7 protein-coding genes, 3 tRNA genes, 2 rRNA genes and 1 pseudogene are annotated in these 17,964 nt (G+C 65.8%); 1 reads left to right on the top strand and 12 read right to left on the bottom strand.

Annotation, left to right across the window (positions count from 1 at the left end; translation table 11 throughout):
• Positions 1-74: 74 nt before the first annotated feature.
• The 7 genes and pseudogenes from ACFSL2_RS18780 to ACFSL2_RS18750 form a co-directional block, all read right to left on the bottom strand.
• Positions 75-3,188 (bottom strand): 23S ribosomal RNA (locus ACFSL2_RS18780).
• 551 nt (positions 3,189-3,739) lie between these two features.
• Positions 3,740-5,262, bottom strand: a 16S ribosomal RNA gene (locus ACFSL2_RS18775).
• The 16S and 23S rRNA genes sit together here, the layout of an rRNA operon.
• 766 nt (positions 5,263-6,028) lie before the next feature.
• Positions 6,029-6,709: pseudogene (locus tag ACFSL2_RS18770) on the bottom strand (3-oxoacid CoA-transferase subunit B); the annotation flags it as partial.
• Positions 6,706-7,419, bottom strand: a complete 714-nt coding sequence (locus ACFSL2_RS18765; protein ID WP_377199290.1) for a 3-oxoacid CoA-transferase subunit A — start codon at positions 7,417-7,419, stop codon at positions 6,706-6,708. The gene ACFSL2_RS18765 and the pseudogene ACFSL2_RS18770, both read right to left, overlap by 4 nt.
• A 153-nt stretch (positions 7,420-7,572) precedes the next feature.
• Positions 7,573-8,367: an IclR family transcriptional regulator domain-containing protein gene (locus ACFSL2_RS18760; RefSeq protein ID WP_377199289.1), complete on the bottom strand. Its 795-nt coding sequence runs from the start codon at positions 8,365-8,367 to the stop codon at positions 7,573-7,575.
• A 1,032-nt stretch (positions 8,368-9,399) separates the two neighbouring features.
• Positions 9,400-9,472 (bottom strand) — tRNA-Arg (locus ACFSL2_RS18755).
• Between the two features lie 208 nt (positions 9,473-9,680).
• Positions 9,681-9,772: transfer RNA gene (locus tag ACFSL2_RS18750), tRNA-Ser, on the bottom strand.
• 241 nt (positions 9,773-10,013) lie between these two features.
• Here ACFSL2_RS18750 and ACFSL2_RS18745 point away from each other — a divergent pair.
• The gene (locus tag ACFSL2_RS18745) at positions 10,014-11,783 is read left to right on the top strand and encodes a GMC oxidoreductase (RefSeq protein ID WP_377199288.1); all 1,770 of its coding nucleotides are present in this window, start codon (positions 10,014-10,016) and stop codon (positions 11,781-11,783) included.
• Between the two features lie 86 nt (positions 11,784-11,869).
• Here the strand turns inward: ACFSL2_RS18745 and ACFSL2_RS18740 are convergent.
• From ACFSL2_RS18740 to ACFSL2_RS18720, 5 genes are all read right to left on the bottom strand, one after another.
• Positions 11,870-11,954 (bottom strand) — tRNA-Ser (locus ACFSL2_RS18740).
• 124 nt (positions 11,955-12,078) lie between these two features.
• Positions 12,079-12,717: a GTP-binding protein gene (locus ACFSL2_RS18735; protein ID WP_377200853.1), complete on the bottom strand. Its 639-nt coding sequence runs from the start codon at positions 12,715-12,717 to the stop codon at positions 12,079-12,081.
• 172 nt (positions 12,718-12,889) lie between these two features.
• Entirely contained in the window at positions 12,890-13,300 is a 411-nt protein-coding gene (locus ACFSL2_RS18730) for a DUF742 domain-containing protein (RefSeq protein WP_020017526.1), read from the bottom strand.
• Between the two features lie 10 nt (positions 13,301-13,310).
• A complete protein-coding gene (locus ACFSL2_RS18725; RefSeq protein WP_020017525.1) occupies positions 13,311-13,760 on the bottom strand; it encodes a roadblock/LC7 domain-containing protein in 450 nt (149 codons plus the stop codon).
• A gap of 38 nt (positions 13,761-13,798) precedes the next feature.
• Positions 13,799-17,956, bottom strand: a complete 4,158-nt coding sequence (locus ACFSL2_RS18720; RefSeq protein WP_377199287.1) for a HAMP domain-containing sensor histidine kinase — start codon at positions 17,954-17,956, stop codon at positions 13,799-13,801.
• Positions 17,957-17,964 lie beyond the last annotated feature (8 nt).

The following is a 17,964-nucleotide window of genomic DNA, read 5'->3' as shown; positions in this document are numbered from 1 at the left end:
TTGGTGCCCGTGACTCGGGAACCGCATAGTGGACGCGTAACAAAAACCTTGAGCATTATTAACAGCGTTGAGGTGTTATGAAGTTATCGGCAGTTAGTACCGGTCAGCTCCGACAGTCGTTAGTCCTGTCTTCCACATCCGGCCTATCAACCCAGTGGTCTGCTGGGTGCCTCTCACACCGAAGTGTGTGGAAACCTCATCTCGAAGCAGGCTTCCCGCTTAGATGCTTTCAGCGGTTATCCCTTCCGAACGTAGCCAACCAGCCGTGCTCCTGGCGGAACAACTGGCACACCAGAGGTTCGTCCGTCCCGGTCCTCTCGTACTAGGGACAGCCCTTCTCAAGTTTCCTGCGCGCGCAGCGGATAGGGACCGAACTGTCTCACGACGTTCTAAACCCAGCTCGCGTACCGCTTTAATGGGCGAACAGCCCAACCCTTGGGACCTACTCCAGCCCCAGGATGCGACGAGCCGACATCGAGGTGCCAAACCATGCCGTCGATATGGACTCTTGGGCAAGATCAGCCTGTTATCCCGGGGTACCTTTTATCCGTTGAGCGACGGCGCTTCCACAAGCCACCGCCGGATCACTAGTTCCGACTTTCGTCCCTGCTCGACCTGTCGGTCTCACAGTCAAGCTCCCTTGTGCACTTGCACTCGACACCTGATTGCCAACCAGGCTGAGGGAACCTTTGAGCGCCTCCGTTACATTTTAGGAGGCAACCGCCCCAGTTAAACTACCCACCAGGCACTGTCCCTGATCCGGATCACGGACCGAGGTTAGACATCCGAAGCGATCAGAGTGGTATTTCAACAATGACTCCACCCGAGCTGGCGCCCTGGCTTCACAGTCTCCCACCTATCCTACACAAACCGCACCGAACACCAATACCAAGCTATAGTAAAGGTCCCGGGGTCTTTCCGTCCTGCTGCGCGTAACGAGCATCTTTACTCGTAGTGCAATTTCGCCGAGTTCGCGGTTGAGACAGCGGAGAAGTCGTTACGCCATTCGTGCAGGTCGGAACTTACCCGACAAGGAATTTCGCTACCTTAGGATGGTTATAGTTACCACCGCCGTTTACTGGGGCTTAAATTCTGGGCTTCGCCTTACGGCTAACCCGTCCTCTTAACCTTCCAGCACCGGGCAGGCGTCAGTCCGTATACATCGTCTTGCGACTTCGCACGGACCTGTGTTTTTAGTAAACAGTCGCTTCTCCCTGGTCTCTGCGGCCCTCCCCGCGTCCCCCAGCAAGTGGGTTAACGGTTCAGGCCCCCCTTCTCCCGAAGTTACGGGGGCATTTTGCCGAGTTCCTTAACCACGATTCTCTCGATCGCCTTAGTATTCTCTACCTGACCACCTGAGTCGGTTTAGGGTACGGGCGGCTAGTCCCTCGCGTCGAGGCTTTTCTAGGCAGCATAGGATCACCAGTTTCCCGCGTAAGCGGTCACTATCAGCTCTCACCCTCATGCCCCACGGATTTGCCTATGGGACGGGCTACAACCTTGGACGTGGACAACCATCGCCACGCCTGGCTACCTTCCTGCGTCACCCCTGTTAACACGCTTACCTACTACCGGATCAGGTCCCACGCCTCGCCCACGATGACACCCGAAGGTGCCGGTGTGGGTCCGGGGTGGTTAGTATCACCGGGCTCGGTATGGGCGGTACTTCGCCGGTAGGAGAATATCAACTCCTTGTCCATCGACTACGCCTGTCGGCCTCGCCTTAGGTCCCGACTTACCCAGGGCGGATGAACCTGGCCCTGGAACCCTTGGTCATTCGGCGGACGGGATTCACACCCGTCATTCGCTACTCATGCCTGCATTCTCACTCGTGTAGGCTCCACCGCTAGGTCACCCTGCGACTTCACTGCCCACACGACGCTCCCCTACCCACCCACACACCTGAACACACAGAACAAGTCTGGTGCTGGGCTAACGTGTGAGTGCCACGGCTTCGGCGGTGTGCTTGAGCCCCGCTACATTGTCGGCGCGGAATCACTTGACCAGTGAGCTATTACGCACTCTTTCAAGGGTGGCTGCTTCTAAGCCAACCTCCTGGTTGTCTGTGCAACTCCACATCCTTTCCCACTGAGCACACGCTTAGGGGCCTTAGCCGGTGATCTGGGCTGTTTCCCTCTCGACCACGGAGCTTATCCCCCGCAGTCTCACTGCCGCGCTTGCACTTACCGGCATTCGGAGTTTGGCTGACGTCAGTAACCTGGTGAGGCCCATTAGCCATCCAGTAGCTCTACCTCCGGTAAGAAACACGCGACGCTGCACCTAAATGCATTTCGGGGAGAACCAGCTATCACGAAGTTTGATTGGCCTTTCACCCCTAACCACAGGTCATCCCCCAGGTTTTCAACCCTGGTGGGTTCGGTCCTCCACGCCGTCTTACCGGCGCTTCAACCTGCCCATGGCTAGATCACTTCGCTTCGGGTCTAGACCCGGCGACTCAATCGCCCTATTCGGACTCGCTTTCGCTACGGATACCCCACACGGGTTAACCTCGCCACCGAGCACTAACTCGCAGGCTCATTCTTCAAAAGGCACGCCGTCACCCCTACTAGGGAGGCTCCGACGGATTGTAGGCACACGGTTTCAGGTACTATTTCACTCCCCTCCCGGGGTACTTTTCACCTTTCCCTCACGGTACTTGTCCGCTATCGGTCACTAGGTAGTATTTAGGCTTAGCAAGTGGTCTTGCCAGATTCACACGAGATTTCACGGGCCCCGTGCTACTTGGGATCCCCTCCACCAGGCCATGCCATTTCGTCTACGGGACTCCCACCCACTACGGTCCGGTATTCAACCCGGTTCGACTATGACACGACTTTCTTACTGGTCCGGAGACTGTCAGATCTCCACAGAAGGTCCCACAACCCCGCACACGCAACGCCTGACAGCTTGACACGCATACGGTTTGGCCTCATCCGCTTTCGCTCGCCACTACTCACGGAATATCTCTTCCTGTCGGTACTGAGATGTTTCACTTCCCGACGTTCCCTCCACACGCCCTATACATTCAGGCGCGGGTAACCGAACATGACTTCGGCTGGGTTCCCCCATTCGGAGACCCTCGGATCACAGCTCGTCTGCCAACTCCCCGAGGATTATCGCAGGCTACAACGTCCTTCTTCGGCTCCTAGTGCCAAGGCATCCACCAATGTGCCCTAAAAAACTTCAACAACACTACAATCACAGAAACCAAGATGACCGATAAAACAACAAGACCACACACCCGAAGGTACACAGCCCCATCATCTCACGATCGCAATCTTGGAAAATTTCAAAGATGCTCGCGTCCACTATGCAGTTCTCAAGCAACGGACGAACCCACCAGGCAAACCCGCACCACCACACCCAACAACCAACCAGCTCCAAAGAACCAGTCAGCGTGAGCGGGTATGACACGAACCTCGTGACCCGTACTCGAACCAGAAACCCCCGACACATGGCCGGTTGTCTCAGGACCCAACAGTGTGCTCGGCGAACCACCCCCACCCGGCAGACCGCGTTCCAACCCGTGACAAGCACCGGCGTACTAGCAGCCAACCCGGACAGCAGGCGACTCTTCGTCAATGTTCCACCCATGAGCAACCACCCCAGACACGTACGGCCTGGGCCTGGCCTCTGCCACCAGCACCAACCACGCTACGCAGCACCCGCTCCGAAGAACGACCACTGCCGGCAGCCGGCGACCCCACTGTGTGGGGGCTGATGGAGATGAGCTCCTTAGAAAGGAGGTGATCCAGCCGCACCTTCCGGTACGGCTACCTTGTTACGACTTAGTCCCAATCGCCAGTCCCACCTTCGACCACTCCCTCCCACAAGGGGTTGGGCCGTGAGCTTCGGGTGTTACCAACTTTCGTGACTTGACGGGCGGTGTGTACAAGGCCCGGGAACGTATTCACCGCAGCGTTGCTGATCTGCGATTACTAGCGACTCCGACTTCACGGGGTCGAGTTGCAGACCCCGATCCGAACTGAGACCGGCTTTTTGGGATTCGCTCCACCTCACGGTATCGCAGCCCTCTGTACCGGCCATTGTAGCATGCGTGAAGCCCAAGACATAAGGGGCATGATGATTTGACGTCATCCCCACCTTCCTCCGAGTTGACCCCGGCAGTCTCCCATGAGTCCCCGGCATAACCCGCTGGCAACATAGGATAAGGGTTGCGCTCGTTGCGGGACTTAACCCAACATCTCACGACACGAGCTGACGACAACCATGCACCACCTGTGTACGAGTGTCCAAAGAGAACCCCATCTCTGGGGCGTTCTCGTACATGTCAAGCCTTGGTAAGGTTCTTCGCGTTGCATCGAATTAATCCGCATGCTCCGCCGCTTGTGCGGGCCCCCGTCAATTCCTTTGAGTTTTAGCCTTGCGGCCGTACTCCCCAGGCGGGGCACTTAATGCGTTAGCTACGGCACAGAACCAGTGGAACTGGCCCCACACCTAGTGCCCAACGTTTACGGCATGGACTACCAGGGTATCTAATCCTGTTCGCTCCCCATGCTTTCGCTCCTCAGCGTCAGTAACTGCCCAGAGACCTGCCTTCGCCATCGGTGTTCCTCCTGATATCTGCGCATTCCACCGCTACACCAGGAATTCCAGTCTCCCCTACAGTACTCTAGTCTGCCCGTACCCGATGCAAGCCCACAGTTGAGCCATGGGATTTCACACCAGACGCGACAGACCGCCTACGAGCTCTTTACGCCCAATAATTCCGGACAACGCTTGCGCCCTACGTATTACCGCGGCTGCTGGCACGTAGTTAGCCGGCGCTTCTTCTGCAGGTACCGTCACTCTCGCTTCTTCCCTGCTGAAAGAGGTTTACAACCCGAAGGCCGTCATCCCTCACGTGGCGTCGCTGCATCAGGCTTTCGCCCATTGTGCAATATTCCCCACTGCTGCCTCCCGTAGGAGTCTGGGCCGTGTCTCAGTCCCAGTGTGGCCGGTCGCCCTCTCAGGCCGGCTACCCGTCGACGCCTTGGTAGGCCATTACCCCACCAACAAGCTGATAGGCCGCGAGCCCATCCCCCACCGAAAAACTTTCCAACACCCACCATGCGGCAAGCGTTCATATCCGGTATTAGACCTCGTTTCCAAGGCTTATCCCGAAGTAGGGGGCAGGTTGCTCACGTGTTACTCACCCGTTCGCCACTGATCCACCCAGCAAGCTGAGCTTCACCGTTCGACTTGCATGTGTTAAGCACGCCACCAGCGTTCGTCCTGAGCCAGGATCAAACTCTCCGTAAAAGAGAAACATCCACACCCACCCCCGAAAGGGCAGGCACGAACAAATGATACCGGCCAGATACAAATCTGATGATTTGTGTCCGTCCAAAAAACCCCACAAGACCTGCAACCCACCAACCAGACAGCTGGCACGCCACACCCTCACGAGGATAAAACATTGGCATTGACTATCAAGCACACTGTTGAGTTCTCAAACAACCGACGCACACCGTCAGAGCCACCATCGTTTGGATGCTGACCCCATCCGGGGCAACCTCTTCAACTTACCAGACCCGAACCCGCCTCGCAAACTTGCTGGTCCTGATGGACCGGCATGCTCTACAAGAGAGGATCCTCATCCGATATCCCGCAGGGCAATGTGAATTGCCCTGCATCAGAGATGGGATCCAGCCCCGGCGCGGCCACTCGGTCCGTTTCCGGCCCTCGTGTCCGTCGGCCCGTCGGGCTGACATCCAGAACAGTACGTCAGGTGCTGGGGTGCGTCAAAGCCAGGGTCGGTGACGGCGGACACAGAAGCGCTGTTCACCGGCTGTTTTTCCAAGAGAACCCCAGTTCCGGGCGCTCCCGAGCCATGTGAGACCGCCTCTGCCGCCCCCTGGAGCGCCTTGTTGCCCGCAACCAGACCAAGAACCGTCCCGTTCGGCCATGTCTACGTAATCTTTGGTTCAGATTTCGTCATCGCGCTCGACGTGCCGACGCCGTCCGGTCCGGCGTCCTTCACTGTGTCCGCGCAGCTCGTGCTCGGGCCGGGGTGCGCAGGGGACACAGCGGGGCGCAGGCTCAGGCCCAGCATCTCTTCGAGCTCTGCGTGCGAGACCCCGTAGGTCTCGACGACGCCGGCTCCCCTCCCCGACGGATCCGGCCCCACGTCGATCACGGCGACGTCGCCGTAGATCCGCGACACGCATCCGACCCCCGTGAGCGGAAGCGTGCACTCGCGGACGAGCTTGGGCTGACCGTCCTTGGTCAGCAGGCGCATCATGACGACCGTCCGCCGGGCGCCCACTGCGAGGTCCATCGCGCCGCCCACCGCTGGGACCGCACCAGGCTCGCCGGTGGACCAGTTCGCGAGGTCGCCGGAGGCCGAGACCTGGAACGCACCCAGCACACAGACATCGATGTGGCCGCCGCGCATCATCGCGAACGAGTCGGCCTGGTGAAAGTACGAAGCACCCGCCAGCTCGCTCACCGGCACCTTGCCCGCGTTGATGAGCTCCGGGTCCACGAGGTCCGTGTGCGGCGCCGGCCCCATACCCAACAGCCCGTTCTCCGTGTGCAGGGTGATGCCGGATCCCTCGGGCAGGTACTCGGCCACGAGAGTCGGAAGACCGATCCCCAGGTTCACGTACGAGCCCGGCCCGATGTCGGCGGCGACCCGCGCAGCCATCTGGGCCGAGGACAACGGCGCGGCACCTCGGGCACCCGCCGGAACCGCCCCCGCCGTCATGTCGTTGCCCCCCGCTCGGTGGACCGCCCGCCGGCGAGCGTGGTGACGGCATCGATCGGCACCACCGCATCGACATAGATGCCGGGCGTCACGACCGTCTCCGGATCTATCCCTCCGGTTCGCACCACCTCGTTCACCTGGGCCACCGTCCGGCGCGCGGCCGTGGCCATGACCGGTCCGAAGTTCCGTGCCGTCTTGCGGTAGACGAGGTTGCCTGCGCCGTCGGCCCGGAAGGCCTTGATCATGGCGAGGTCGGCGTGCAGGGGCGACTCGAAGACCATCGGTACGCCGTCGATCACCCGTGTCTCCTTACCCGCGGCCAGCGGTGTGCCGTAGCCGGTCGGGGTGAAGAAGCCGCCCAAGCCGGCGCCTGCCGCACGGATCCGCTCGGCGAGGTTGCCCTGAGGCACCAGCTCCAGCTCGATCCGCCCCGCGCGGTAGGCATTGTCGAAGTGCCACGAGTCCGCCTGCCGGGGGAACGAGCACACGATGCGGCGGACGCGGCCGAGGCGGATGAGCCGAGCCAGAGCGTCCTCACCGTTGCCGGCATTGTTCGAGACGACGACGAGGTCGCCCGCACCCTGTTCCAGGAGTGCCTCGAGGAGCTCGACCGGCTGTCCGGCGGGCCCGAACCCGCCGACCATCACCGTCGACCCGTCGGCGACGTCGCCGACTGCTTCCAGGGCGGTCTCCGCGATCCGATCCGTCATCCGGTACCTCGGACGTTGCGCCCTGCCGTCGAGGAGCGATCGAAGGCAGGGCGCACCGCGCCGTCGGTAGATGCGTGATCCATCGATCGCCTCCCTGCCCGTTCGCAGAGCGCACATATGTTCCATCTGCGCACACCTACGCTGACAGCCGGCTCAGGTCCGGGTCCGGGCCAGATCTGCCTCGATCTCGCGTGCGGCACGCAGCAAGGGTGGAAGCAGCTCCGCGACCATCTCCTCGACCGGCCCGCGGCGCACCGGAGCCGAGACGTTCACAGCGGCGACCACTCGGCCGGCGCTGTCGCACAAGGGCACCGCGATGGAGCGCAGGCCCTCCTCCAGCTCCTGGTCGACGAGCGCCCAGCCCTGTTCACGAACGACCTCCAGCTCGGCACGCAACACGTGCTTGTCGGTGATCGTCCGTGCGGTGAGCGGCACCAGGGTGACGGCGGCGAGGAAGGTTTCCCGCTCGCCGTCCGACACGTGGGCCAGGACCGCACGCCCCATCGAGGTGGCGGACGCCGGAAGCCTGGTGCCGACCTGGATGGCCGCGGACATGATCCGGCGAGTCGCCACGCGAGCCACATAAACGATGTCGGCGCCGTCGAGCACCGCCACCGACGATGATTCCCCGGCATCCTCCACAAGCTGCTCCAGGTGGGGCTGCGCCACCGCGGGCAACGAGAGGCTCGACAGGTAGGCGTACCCGAGCTCGAGTACCTGGGGCCGCAGGGCGAACACCCGTCCGTCGGTCACCACATAGCCGAGCTCCACCAGCGTATGGAGAAAGCGCCGCGCCGATGCCCGGCTCAGCTGGGCTTCGCGAGCTACCTCGCTCAGGGTCATCCGGGCACGGTCCGTGCCGAATGCTCGGATCACTGCGAGCCCACGCTCGAGGGACTGCACGAACTCACCCGACCGGATGCCGGTGCCCTGAACGATCTCGCTCATCTCAGGTCCTCCCTGCCGCGTGCGCGTCCGCTTCGCATCCTCGGCCGGGCATCCGACCGCTGCAGCTCGCAGACGTGCGACCGGCAGAGGGTGCGTCGCCCTGGGTGGCACACCCGTCCGGGGTCCTCCCGGGGCCGACGGCGGAACGCGTCGTTGAGCTCCGACGCCTGTCGCTCCGGTCGCACTCCGAACGGGTGTGCCGCACGTGAACGTAGCGACAGGCCCGAGCCCTGGTCAACACTCGAGTGGCCTGGGTCACAACCGTGACCCGATCGGGATGTGGCTGCCAGGCGGCGCCTCGCGCACGAGACTGCGAGCAGGTCCACCCCGGCAACGGCGAAGCCCCGGCCAACGAGGTGCTGGTCGGGACTTCGGTCTCTGCTGTGCACCCGGAGGTGTGCTGGGTCCGGACGTCGTTCAGGTCGGCGGGTCGAGGCGGGCGGGTGCGCTGTCCGGCGTCGAGCCGCACGTCGTGTGTCGATCAGGCCGTGTGGCCGCCGTCGAACCGCACGATGATCGTGCTCCTGCACGCCGAGCCGCACGAAACACGTCGCTCAGAGCCCGGATAGCCACGTGGCCTGCGGTTCGGCCGGCACGCGGAGCCCTACCTCGCGGTTCGACGCCGAGTCGTGCCGGGCCCGAACGAGCTAGAGAGCACGGCCGATAGTCAGGCTCCCGAAACGAACGACGAGGCATCATCTACCAGTGCGCAACGACGACCGGTATCTCTGCGGCTTCTGCGGCGAACCGACCGACGACGACCCGAGGTACGTCCGTCTCGACTCGGTCTGCACCCTGCGGGCTGTACCCGTCATCCTCCCGGCTCGCGATCCCTGCCCCTCAAGGTGACCGACGGCCACGCCCGGGGTGCACGGTGACGCTCTGGACCTCGCGGTGGCGGCGCTGAATGCCTACTCGGGACGAGCGTGATGGCCAACGCGACGGGGAACCCAACGGGGAGACGCCCTTTCAGCCCGGACAACGACGAAGCCCCGGCCAGTGTCTCCACTGGCCGGGGCTTCCTTTCTGCTGTGCGCCCGGAGGGATTCGAACCCCCAACCTTCTGATCCGTAGTCAGATGCTCTATCCGTTGAGCTACGGGCGCTGGTTGTACTGCACACTACTGGCCTGCCGTTCACACGGCCGACCGACGAGAACATTACCGCCTGTTCGACGTGGACCCAAACCCAAATCGACGTCAGCCGGGGAGAACTCCGTCACAACCCTCCGGGAAGCTCGAGCACACGCTGAGCCGCCGCTCCGGATCCTGCCGCAGAAAAGGCCCCGGGCGTCACGCGCGGCCGGGACCTTCCTGGCGGAGACGGAGGGATTTGAACCCTCGAACGGGTTGCCCCGTTACCACCTTAGCAGGGTGGCGCACTAGACCTGACTATGCGACGTCTCCTCGCGGCCCGCTCTACCCAGGCAGACCAATGCCGCGCGGCCCAGGCTACCTGGCGTACGGCGCGCTGAGCAAAGCGGAGGTCCTTGCACCGCCCCTACCGGCCGAGGATCGGCAGCATCCCGCCAATTTTTCTGCCCGAATCCATCCGCGCCCTCGGCGAGGAGCTCGCCGGAGCCGCGTCCCGACAGTCCCCACCGGGCGCGTATTTCACACTGCGTCAATAGCGGGTACATTCGCGGTCATGGACTACGACGTCTTGGTGATCGGGTCAGGCTTCGGCGGCAGCGTTGCCGCTCTCCGCCTCACCGAAAAGGGCTACCGGGTGGGCGTGCTCGAGGCGGGGCGCAGGTTCGAGGACCACGAGTTCGCCAAGAACTCCTGGCACCTCAAGCAGTTCCTGTGGGCGCCCGCCCTGGGCTGCTACGGCATCCAGCGGGTACGCCTGCTGCGCAACGTGCTGTGCCTGACTGGCGCGGGCGTCGGGGGCGGCTCCCTGGTGTACGCCAACACCCTGTACCGGCCCCTGGACCCGTTCTACGCGGACTCCGCCTGGTCCCACATCACCGACTGGAAGACCGAGCTGGCGCCGTACTACGACCAGGCAGAGCGCATGCTCGGCGTCGTCCAGTACCACGGCCGGTCCCCCGCGGACGCGATCATCCGAGGTGTCGCAGAGGACATGGGCGTGAGCCACACGTTCCGGCCCACCCGCGTCGGCGTGTACTTCGGTCCGGGCGGTGCCGAGGACCCAACTCCGGGCTGCCGTGCCGCCGACCCCTACTTCGGCGGTGCCGGACCGGAACGCAGCGGCTGCACCGAGTGCGGCGAGTGCATGACCGGCTGCCGGCACGGTGCCAAGAACACCCTCGTCAAGAACTACCTCTACCTCGCGGAACGCGCGGGCGCGCAGGTCCACCCGCTCACCACGGCCGACGTCGTGCGACCGCTGCCCGCCTCCCGGGGCCCCCGCGAAGGACCGCAGCGCAGCGAGGACGCTTCGTGGGGTGAGGGCGGCGGCTACGAGATCCGTACGCACCGCACCGGCAGGATGTGGGGCGGCCGACGGCGGTTCACCGCACGTCACGTCGTGTTCGGTGCGGGCACCCTCGGCACCCAGCGCCTGCTGCACGCCATGAAGGACGCCGGCACGCTGCCGAGACTGTCGGAGCGGCTCGGACACCTCACGCGCACCAACTCAGAGGCGCTGCTCGGCGCGATGACGCGCAGGGTCGGCACGACGGACTACTCACGCGGCGTCGCCATCACGTCGTCGTTCTACCCGAGCGAGAGCACCCACATCGAGCCCGTGCGCTACGGCCACGGTTCCAACGTCATGGCCGCACTCCAGCACCTGCTCGTCGACGGCGGACCCTTCCGGTTCGTCCGGTGGTTCGGCGAGATGGGCAAGAACCTCAGGTCGCTGCCCGCCCTGGTCGACTGGCGTCGGTGGTCCGAGCGCACCGTCATCGCCCTGGTCATGCAGGCGCAGGACAACTCACTGACGACGATCACGAAGCGGGCGCTGTTCGGCCGCTTCATGACGTCCACGCAGGGCACCGGCGCCCCCAACCCCAGCTGGATCCCCGAGGGGCACGAGGCCGTACGTCGTATGGCCGACAAGATGGGCGGCGACGGCGGTGACGGCATCGCCGGCGGCACCATCGGCGACCCGTTCAACATCCCGCTGACCGCGCACATTCTCGGCGGCTGCGCCATCGGGTCCGACGCGGACGGCGGCGTCGTCGACCCGTACCTGCGGGTGTTCGGTCACGACGGCCTGCACGTCATGGACGGGGCGGCCGTCACCGCGAACCTCGGGGTCAACCCCTCACTCACCATCGCGGCCCAGGCCGAGCGTGCGTGCGCGCTGTGGCCCAACGCGGGTGAGCGGGACGCACGTCCGGCGCTCGGGTCCGGCTACCGGACCGTGGAGCCGGTACGCCCCACTGCTCCGGTCGTACCGGAGGCCGCCCCGGCCGCACTGCGCCTGCCTATCGTGGACATCACCTGACAGTTCGGCCGGGCTCTCGAGACGAACGTCCCTGATATGACGATGACGCGAGACATCTATCAACGATGTCCCGCGTCATCACCCTGCGGAGGGCGAGGGATTCGAACCCCCGGTGCGTTGCCGCACAACGGTTTTCAAGACCGTCACATTAGGCCGCTCTGTCAGCCCTCCTCGTGGGCCGCGTCCCGCCGTGCACCTGGCACCACGGCGCGGCCACACAGTCTAACGTCTGCCGGAACAGCGACGGCGGGCCGCCCTCAGGGTGGCCCGCCGTCCGCGGAGTGCTGGACCTGCCTCAGCCCTGCGCCTGTGCGCCGGACCGCAGCTGACGCATCGCGAGCTGGACCAGCGCGATGAGCGTCTGCTTCGTCGCCGCGCGGGAGCGTGCGTCCGTGTACAGCATCGGTACGTGCGCCGGGATCTGCAGCGCCTCGCGCACGTCCTCCAGCCGGTGCTTGGCCACGCCGTCGAAGCAGTTCACGCCCACGACGAACGGGATGTTGCGCGACTCGAAGTAGTCGATCGCCGGGAAGCACTGCTCCAGGCGGTCGGTGTCCACGAGGACCACGGCACCGATGGCGCCCCGCACCAGGTCGTCCCACATGAAGAGGAAGCGGTCCTGGCCCGGCGTGCCGAACAGGTAGAGCCACAGGTTGCCCGGGAGCTCGACACGGCCGAAGTCCATCGCCACCGTGGTCGTGGTCTTGCGGTCGGTGACGCCGCCGGCGTCGTCGACGCCGACCGAGTGCTCCGTCATGGCGGCCTCGGTGTTCAGCGGCTCCACGTCGGAGATCGAACCGATGAACGTCGTCTTGCCCACGGCGAACCCACCGGCGACGACGATCTTGACGACGGTCGGCGCCGTGCGCTCGGCCGCGGGCTGCGCGTTCGGAGCACCCTGTGCCCCGGCGTTGCCCGCCGGAGCCTGCTGCATCACGGGCGGCGCAGGCTGCGCCTGCGCCGGGCGGGACGCCTGCGCGGTGGGTGCCGGAGCACCACCGCCGCCGCCCAGCACGCTCTGGCGCGCAGGCGCGTTCGAGGAAGCGGTCGCGGTGCCGGCGTTACCCGACACCGGGGCCCAGTTGGGACCGCTGCGGGCCCCGCCGTCAGAGGGCGGAAATGCCATTCAGAACACTCTCCAAGACGCTCAGCGACAGGCCCGAGTTCGAGCTGCCGTGGCCTGTGTGGACGTTAACCGGTGTCGAGGTGTGCACGGTGACGTGCCCTTCCTCCTGCATATCCGCCACAAGGATTCGAACGACACCGAGAGGCAGCCGCAGGAGGGCTGAGAGCTCGGCGATCGACACATACGTGTGCGCGGCGTGCTGGAGGATCGCGCGCTTCTCGGGAGGCAACCCGAAACTGCTGACCGCGCCGGGCAGAACCTCCACGAGGGCTTCGAGCGGCAGGTCGGACAGCTCCGACCGGACCCGGCCTCCGGTGACCGCGTAGGGGCGCACGGTGGACGTCTCACGGACGTCCCCCTGTCCCTGGGAACCGAAAGGTGCATACGTCATGGTCGAGTCCTCATCCCACGCTGGCGGCTCGGGTCTGCCCATCGACCGGGAGGCTGCCACGCATCTCCGAGATCAGCTGCGGCGTGAGCGTGGCCTCGGTGCGGGACACCAGGAGAGCCATCTCGTAACCGATAAGACCGATGTCGCACGTAGCCTCCGCCACCACGCCGAGTACGGACCCGTTCGAGACGTTCATCAGGAAAAGGAAGCCGTTGTCCATCTCGATGATTGCCTGACGGACATTACCGCCGTTGAGCTGCCGAGAAGCTCCACGCGTAAGGCTTGACATACCTGAAACGATCGCCGCGAGCTGGTCGCCGCTGGTGCGGTCCAGCTGGTCGGACATCGCCATGAGCAAGCCGTCTGCCGACACGACGAGCGTGTGCCGACTGCCGGGAACGGTACGCACGAAGTTGTCGAGCAGCCACCCGAAATTCGTTGCTTCGGTGCTGAGGGTCACTCTCTGTTCCTCCTAGTCAGAATCCACAGACGCGCTTGTCACCGCGACTGCGGCGCTGAGTCAGGGACATGATTCACGGTCGAGGGTGCCCACGTCGAGTCCCCATCGGCCTTCTTGCCGTTCTCGTGCTCCGATCCGCGCTCGTCCACGGACTCCGACCGGCCACGCGCGGTGGCCGACTGGAACGCCGAGAGACGCGAGCGAAGCTGCTCGGGATCACGGTCGATGCGAGCCGAGAGGCGCTCGACAGTGGGATCCGCCCCGGTGCCGGAGGCACCGCGAGTGCGGCGGGTCAGACCGCCGTTGACAACCTCGGTGTTGACGGCTGCCGGACGGTACGAGTCGTTCTCTTTCACATCATCTTCCTGATAAGCCCCTCGGCGAAGGAGGCTTGTCATCTCCTCGTAGAGGACCGCCGAAGCGGTCCACTCCGACCGAGCCTCCACCGAGTCCCGCACGTACTGCGGGTCCAGCGGGTCCTTCCCGTCACCGTCCGTACCGGCGGCCCGCTTGGCGAGCGGCGTCGGCGAACCGTACGTGGGGTCGTACACAGCACCCGTCGGGTACGGCTCCCTGAACTCACGGGCGGGAGCCTCGGCGGACTGCTGCGCGGTCGCCATCGGCACGGCCTGGGTCGCCGGGCTCGACGCGAACGAGGTGGGCACCTGCTCAGGAGCCGGTGCGGGCGCCGGCGACGCCGCTCGCGGCGCCGCGTCGACGAACGGGTTGCTGCCCTGCACCGGGGCCGTTGGCTGCGCCGGAGCGCTGCTCGCGGCAGGGGCGGCACTCGGCACGGCCGGCGTCGCCGACGTGAGCGACTCCCGCACCGCCCGCTGGTAGCCCTCCTGGTAGCCCCGCTGATACGTCGGGTCAGCAGCCGGCTGCGGGTTCGGCGCCGGAGCAGGGGCCTGCTCACGCTGGACCGGGAAAGCATCGGTCAGCGGAGCGCCAGGCTGCGGGGCCGAAGCGCCCTGCGGCGGGCCGCTCTGCGGCTGGAAGTCCTGCAGACCCGCCGGCGGCTGGAAGTCCTGCAGACCGGCCGGCGGCTGGAAGTCCTGCGGCAGGCCCGCGGGTGCCTGGAAGCTCTGCGTCTCCGCGTTCGGGGCGCTCGGGGCGTTGGGCGCACCGAAGCTCGGCACACCGGCCACCGGACCACCCACGGCCTGGACCGGCCGCGACGCCGGGCGCTCCTGCGGCTGGTAGGCCCGCAGCTCTCCGGTGGCGGGCTGGCCCGGCCGACGACCGAACAGGCCACGCCTCTGCTGGGCCGGCTTGCCACCCTGCTGGCTGCCGGAACCGGTCGAGCGTCGGCTCGGCAGGTCCGCCATGAGCTCCTCGAAGGCAGGAAGTGCCTCGAAGGACGAGTCCGGACCCTCGAGGCCCTCTGCCTCGAAGCCCTGCGGCTGGCCGTCCTCGCCCTGGACCGGGCTGCGGTAGCCCTCCGCCGGTCCGCCGAAGCCGCGGGCGGGTGCCGGCGCCTGGGGCGCCTGGTTTCCGCTCCCTGCCGGGAACCGCATCACGTCGGTGTCGGACATCCCTGGCAGCGCGGCCGGGTCCTGTGTGACCGGGTCGAGCTGCAGCGACTGAGTGCCGCCGCCCTCGGCCGGGTCGATCGTGCTCAGCGAGCGGAAGCTCGAGAAGAGGGCGCTGCGCTGGTCCACGTCCACCGCAGCCGGCGTGGTGTCCTCGAACACCGGCGCGACGGGCTCCTCCTGCTTCGGCGCCCGCTGGCGGCTCGGCAGGGAGTTGCCCTCCGACACGTTCGACGGCGGGGCCCAGGCGTTGTCGTCACCCTGGTACTCCTGCGGGAGCGACGGCGTCTGGATCTCCGGCAGCACGATGGATCCGGTCGGCGTCGTCTCCGCCGCCGGCTGCGCGGCCGTCGAGCTACGGCGCCGGGCGAGGCCGAGCGCCGTCGTGCCGTCCGTCAGGGCGTTGATGTCGACCTGCTGCGCGGCGGGTGCCGGCTGCGCCGCGAAGGCGGCAGCGGCGATCTGCGACGTACCGGTGGGGACCGGCATGCCGCCCTGCTGCGGCACGGAGGTCGTTGCCGGCGAAGCTGCGGTGATCGCGGGCGAACCGAAACCGTTGGTGGGCGCACCCGCGCCCCGCATCGCACCGGTACCCGGACCGGCGGTCAGGCCCCCGTTGAACTGCGAGGCGGCCGCCTGCGTGTTGGCCTCCAGCGGGTCCGTCGGCATCGGCAGCGGCATCGCGTTGTCCGGCATGAACAGCACCGCGGGGAAGCGGACCGTCACCTCGGTGCCGGTGCCCCCCTCGCCGACGCCGAACTCGACCAGGGCGCCGAGCCGGTCCGACAGGCGACCGACCACGTAGAGGCCGAGACGCTGGGCGCCCACGGCGTCCGACGCGGCGTGGCTGAGCACCTTGCGGTTCGCCTCGGCCACCTCGTCGGGGTTCATGCCGAGCCCGTGGTCGCGGACCACGACGGTGACGAACTGCTCGTCGCGGGCCGTGGTGACCTCGACCGGGGTGTGCGGCTCGGAGAACATCGTCGCGTTCTCGAGGAGCTCGGCCAGCAGGTGCGCCGCGTTCAGCGCGTTGTGGCCCAGCATCATCGGGTCGACGACGAGGTTGAGGCGCACCCGGTCGTACAACTCGATCTCGGAGGACGCCGTACGGATGACGTCGGAGACCGGCATGGGCTGGCGGACGCGACGGCCCGAGTCGATGCCCGCGAGGACGAGGAGGGACTCCGCGTTGCGGCGCATCCGGGTCGCGAGGTGGTCGAGCCGGAACAGGTTCGACAGCGTCGACGGGTCTTCCTCGGAACGCTCGAGGTCGTCCAGGAACGCGAGCTGCCGGTTGAGCAGCACCTGGTCACGGCGGGCCACGTTGACGAACATCTCGGCGATGGAGCCGCGGAGGGCCGCCTGTTCGCGGGCGACGTCGATGGTCGTCCGGTTGACGTCGTTGAACGCCGCGGCCAGCTGGCCGATCTCGTCCGACGACTCGACGGTGATCGGGTCGAGGTCGATGCTCGGGCCCTGCCCGGGCACGGACACCTGCTCCACGAGGGTGGGCAGCCGGTCACGGACCACGCCGGCGGCCTGGGTGAGGCGACGCAGCGGGGAGACCAGACGGCGGGCGATGACGAGCGCGGTGATGATCGAGAAGCCGAGGGCGGCGATAGCGACGCCACCAGTGAGGTAGGCACGGTTCGCGGCGACGTCTGCCTGCTCCTGGGCGAAGTCGGAGGCGTCCTCGCGGACCGCGTCACGGACGATGCGACCCTCCTCGACCCACTTGGCGGACTCTCCCCCGAACGCCTCCACCTGCGCCGGCTGGATGGCGTCGAGCTGGCCCCGCGCCACGTGGCCGCGGACGGTGCCGAGGGCGCCGTCCATGACGGGCACCTGGTAGTCGCCGGGGATGCGGTCGTAGAGGTCCTGCGTCTCGTCCCACTGGCGGTCGCCCAGGTTCACCAGGTCGGCCGCACGGAGCGCCATCGTCCTGGATGCTTCCGGGCCCTGCGGGTGGTTGTTGAAGATGCCGAGAGCCAGGCTCACGACCGGACGCTCATAGGTGTTCGTCAGCATGAGCTGGTCCATCGAGTGGTACGCCTCGAGCCGGGTACCCAGCTCGCGATCCTCCGACGTGTCCGCGATGGCGTCCATCACCTCGAGGGCACCGTCGATGTATCCGCCGTACGCGTCCGTCGCACGCTGCTCGGTGAGCTGTCCGTTGGCGACCTTCTTCTGCACCTCGGTGATGGCCGCACGGTCCTGGATGGTCTCGGCCACGGCGTTCTTGACGCGCTGGTCGAGCATCGAGATGTCGATGTCCAGCAGGGCCTCGTCGCGCTCGTCGAGGGCCGTGATCGTTTGCGCCTGGGCGGCATCGGCCTCCCACTTGGGGCTGCCGTCCTCATTGGTCGCCTGGGTGACGCCGTCGTCTTCCATCGCCGGCTTGCCCTGCAGCAGAGCGACACGGGCCGCCATGCCGGCCTCGGTGTCGTCGATCATCCCCACGATGTTGTACGCCCGCTCCTGCGCGAACTTCGTTCCTGCCTCGTCCTGGTACTTCAGCGCGGCGACGAGATCGCTCGTCTGCTGCGCGCGCATAGCGTCGACCACCGACAGGCCGATGATGTACGCCGCTGCGATGACCAGGACGATGGCAGGCGTGACCAGTGTCGCAAGAACTTTCCCGCGCACTCCCAACCTGCGGAACATGCGTACCT

It is taken from the genome of Promicromonospora aerolata (assembly GCF_042682255.1).
Taxonomy (GTDB): Bacteria; Actinomycetota; Actinomycetes; order Actinomycetales; family Cellulomonadaceae; genus Promicromonospora; species Promicromonospora aerolata.
The sequence above is the reverse complement of the archived record's forward strand: the minus strand, read 5'-3'. Positions and strand labels throughout refer to the sequence as shown.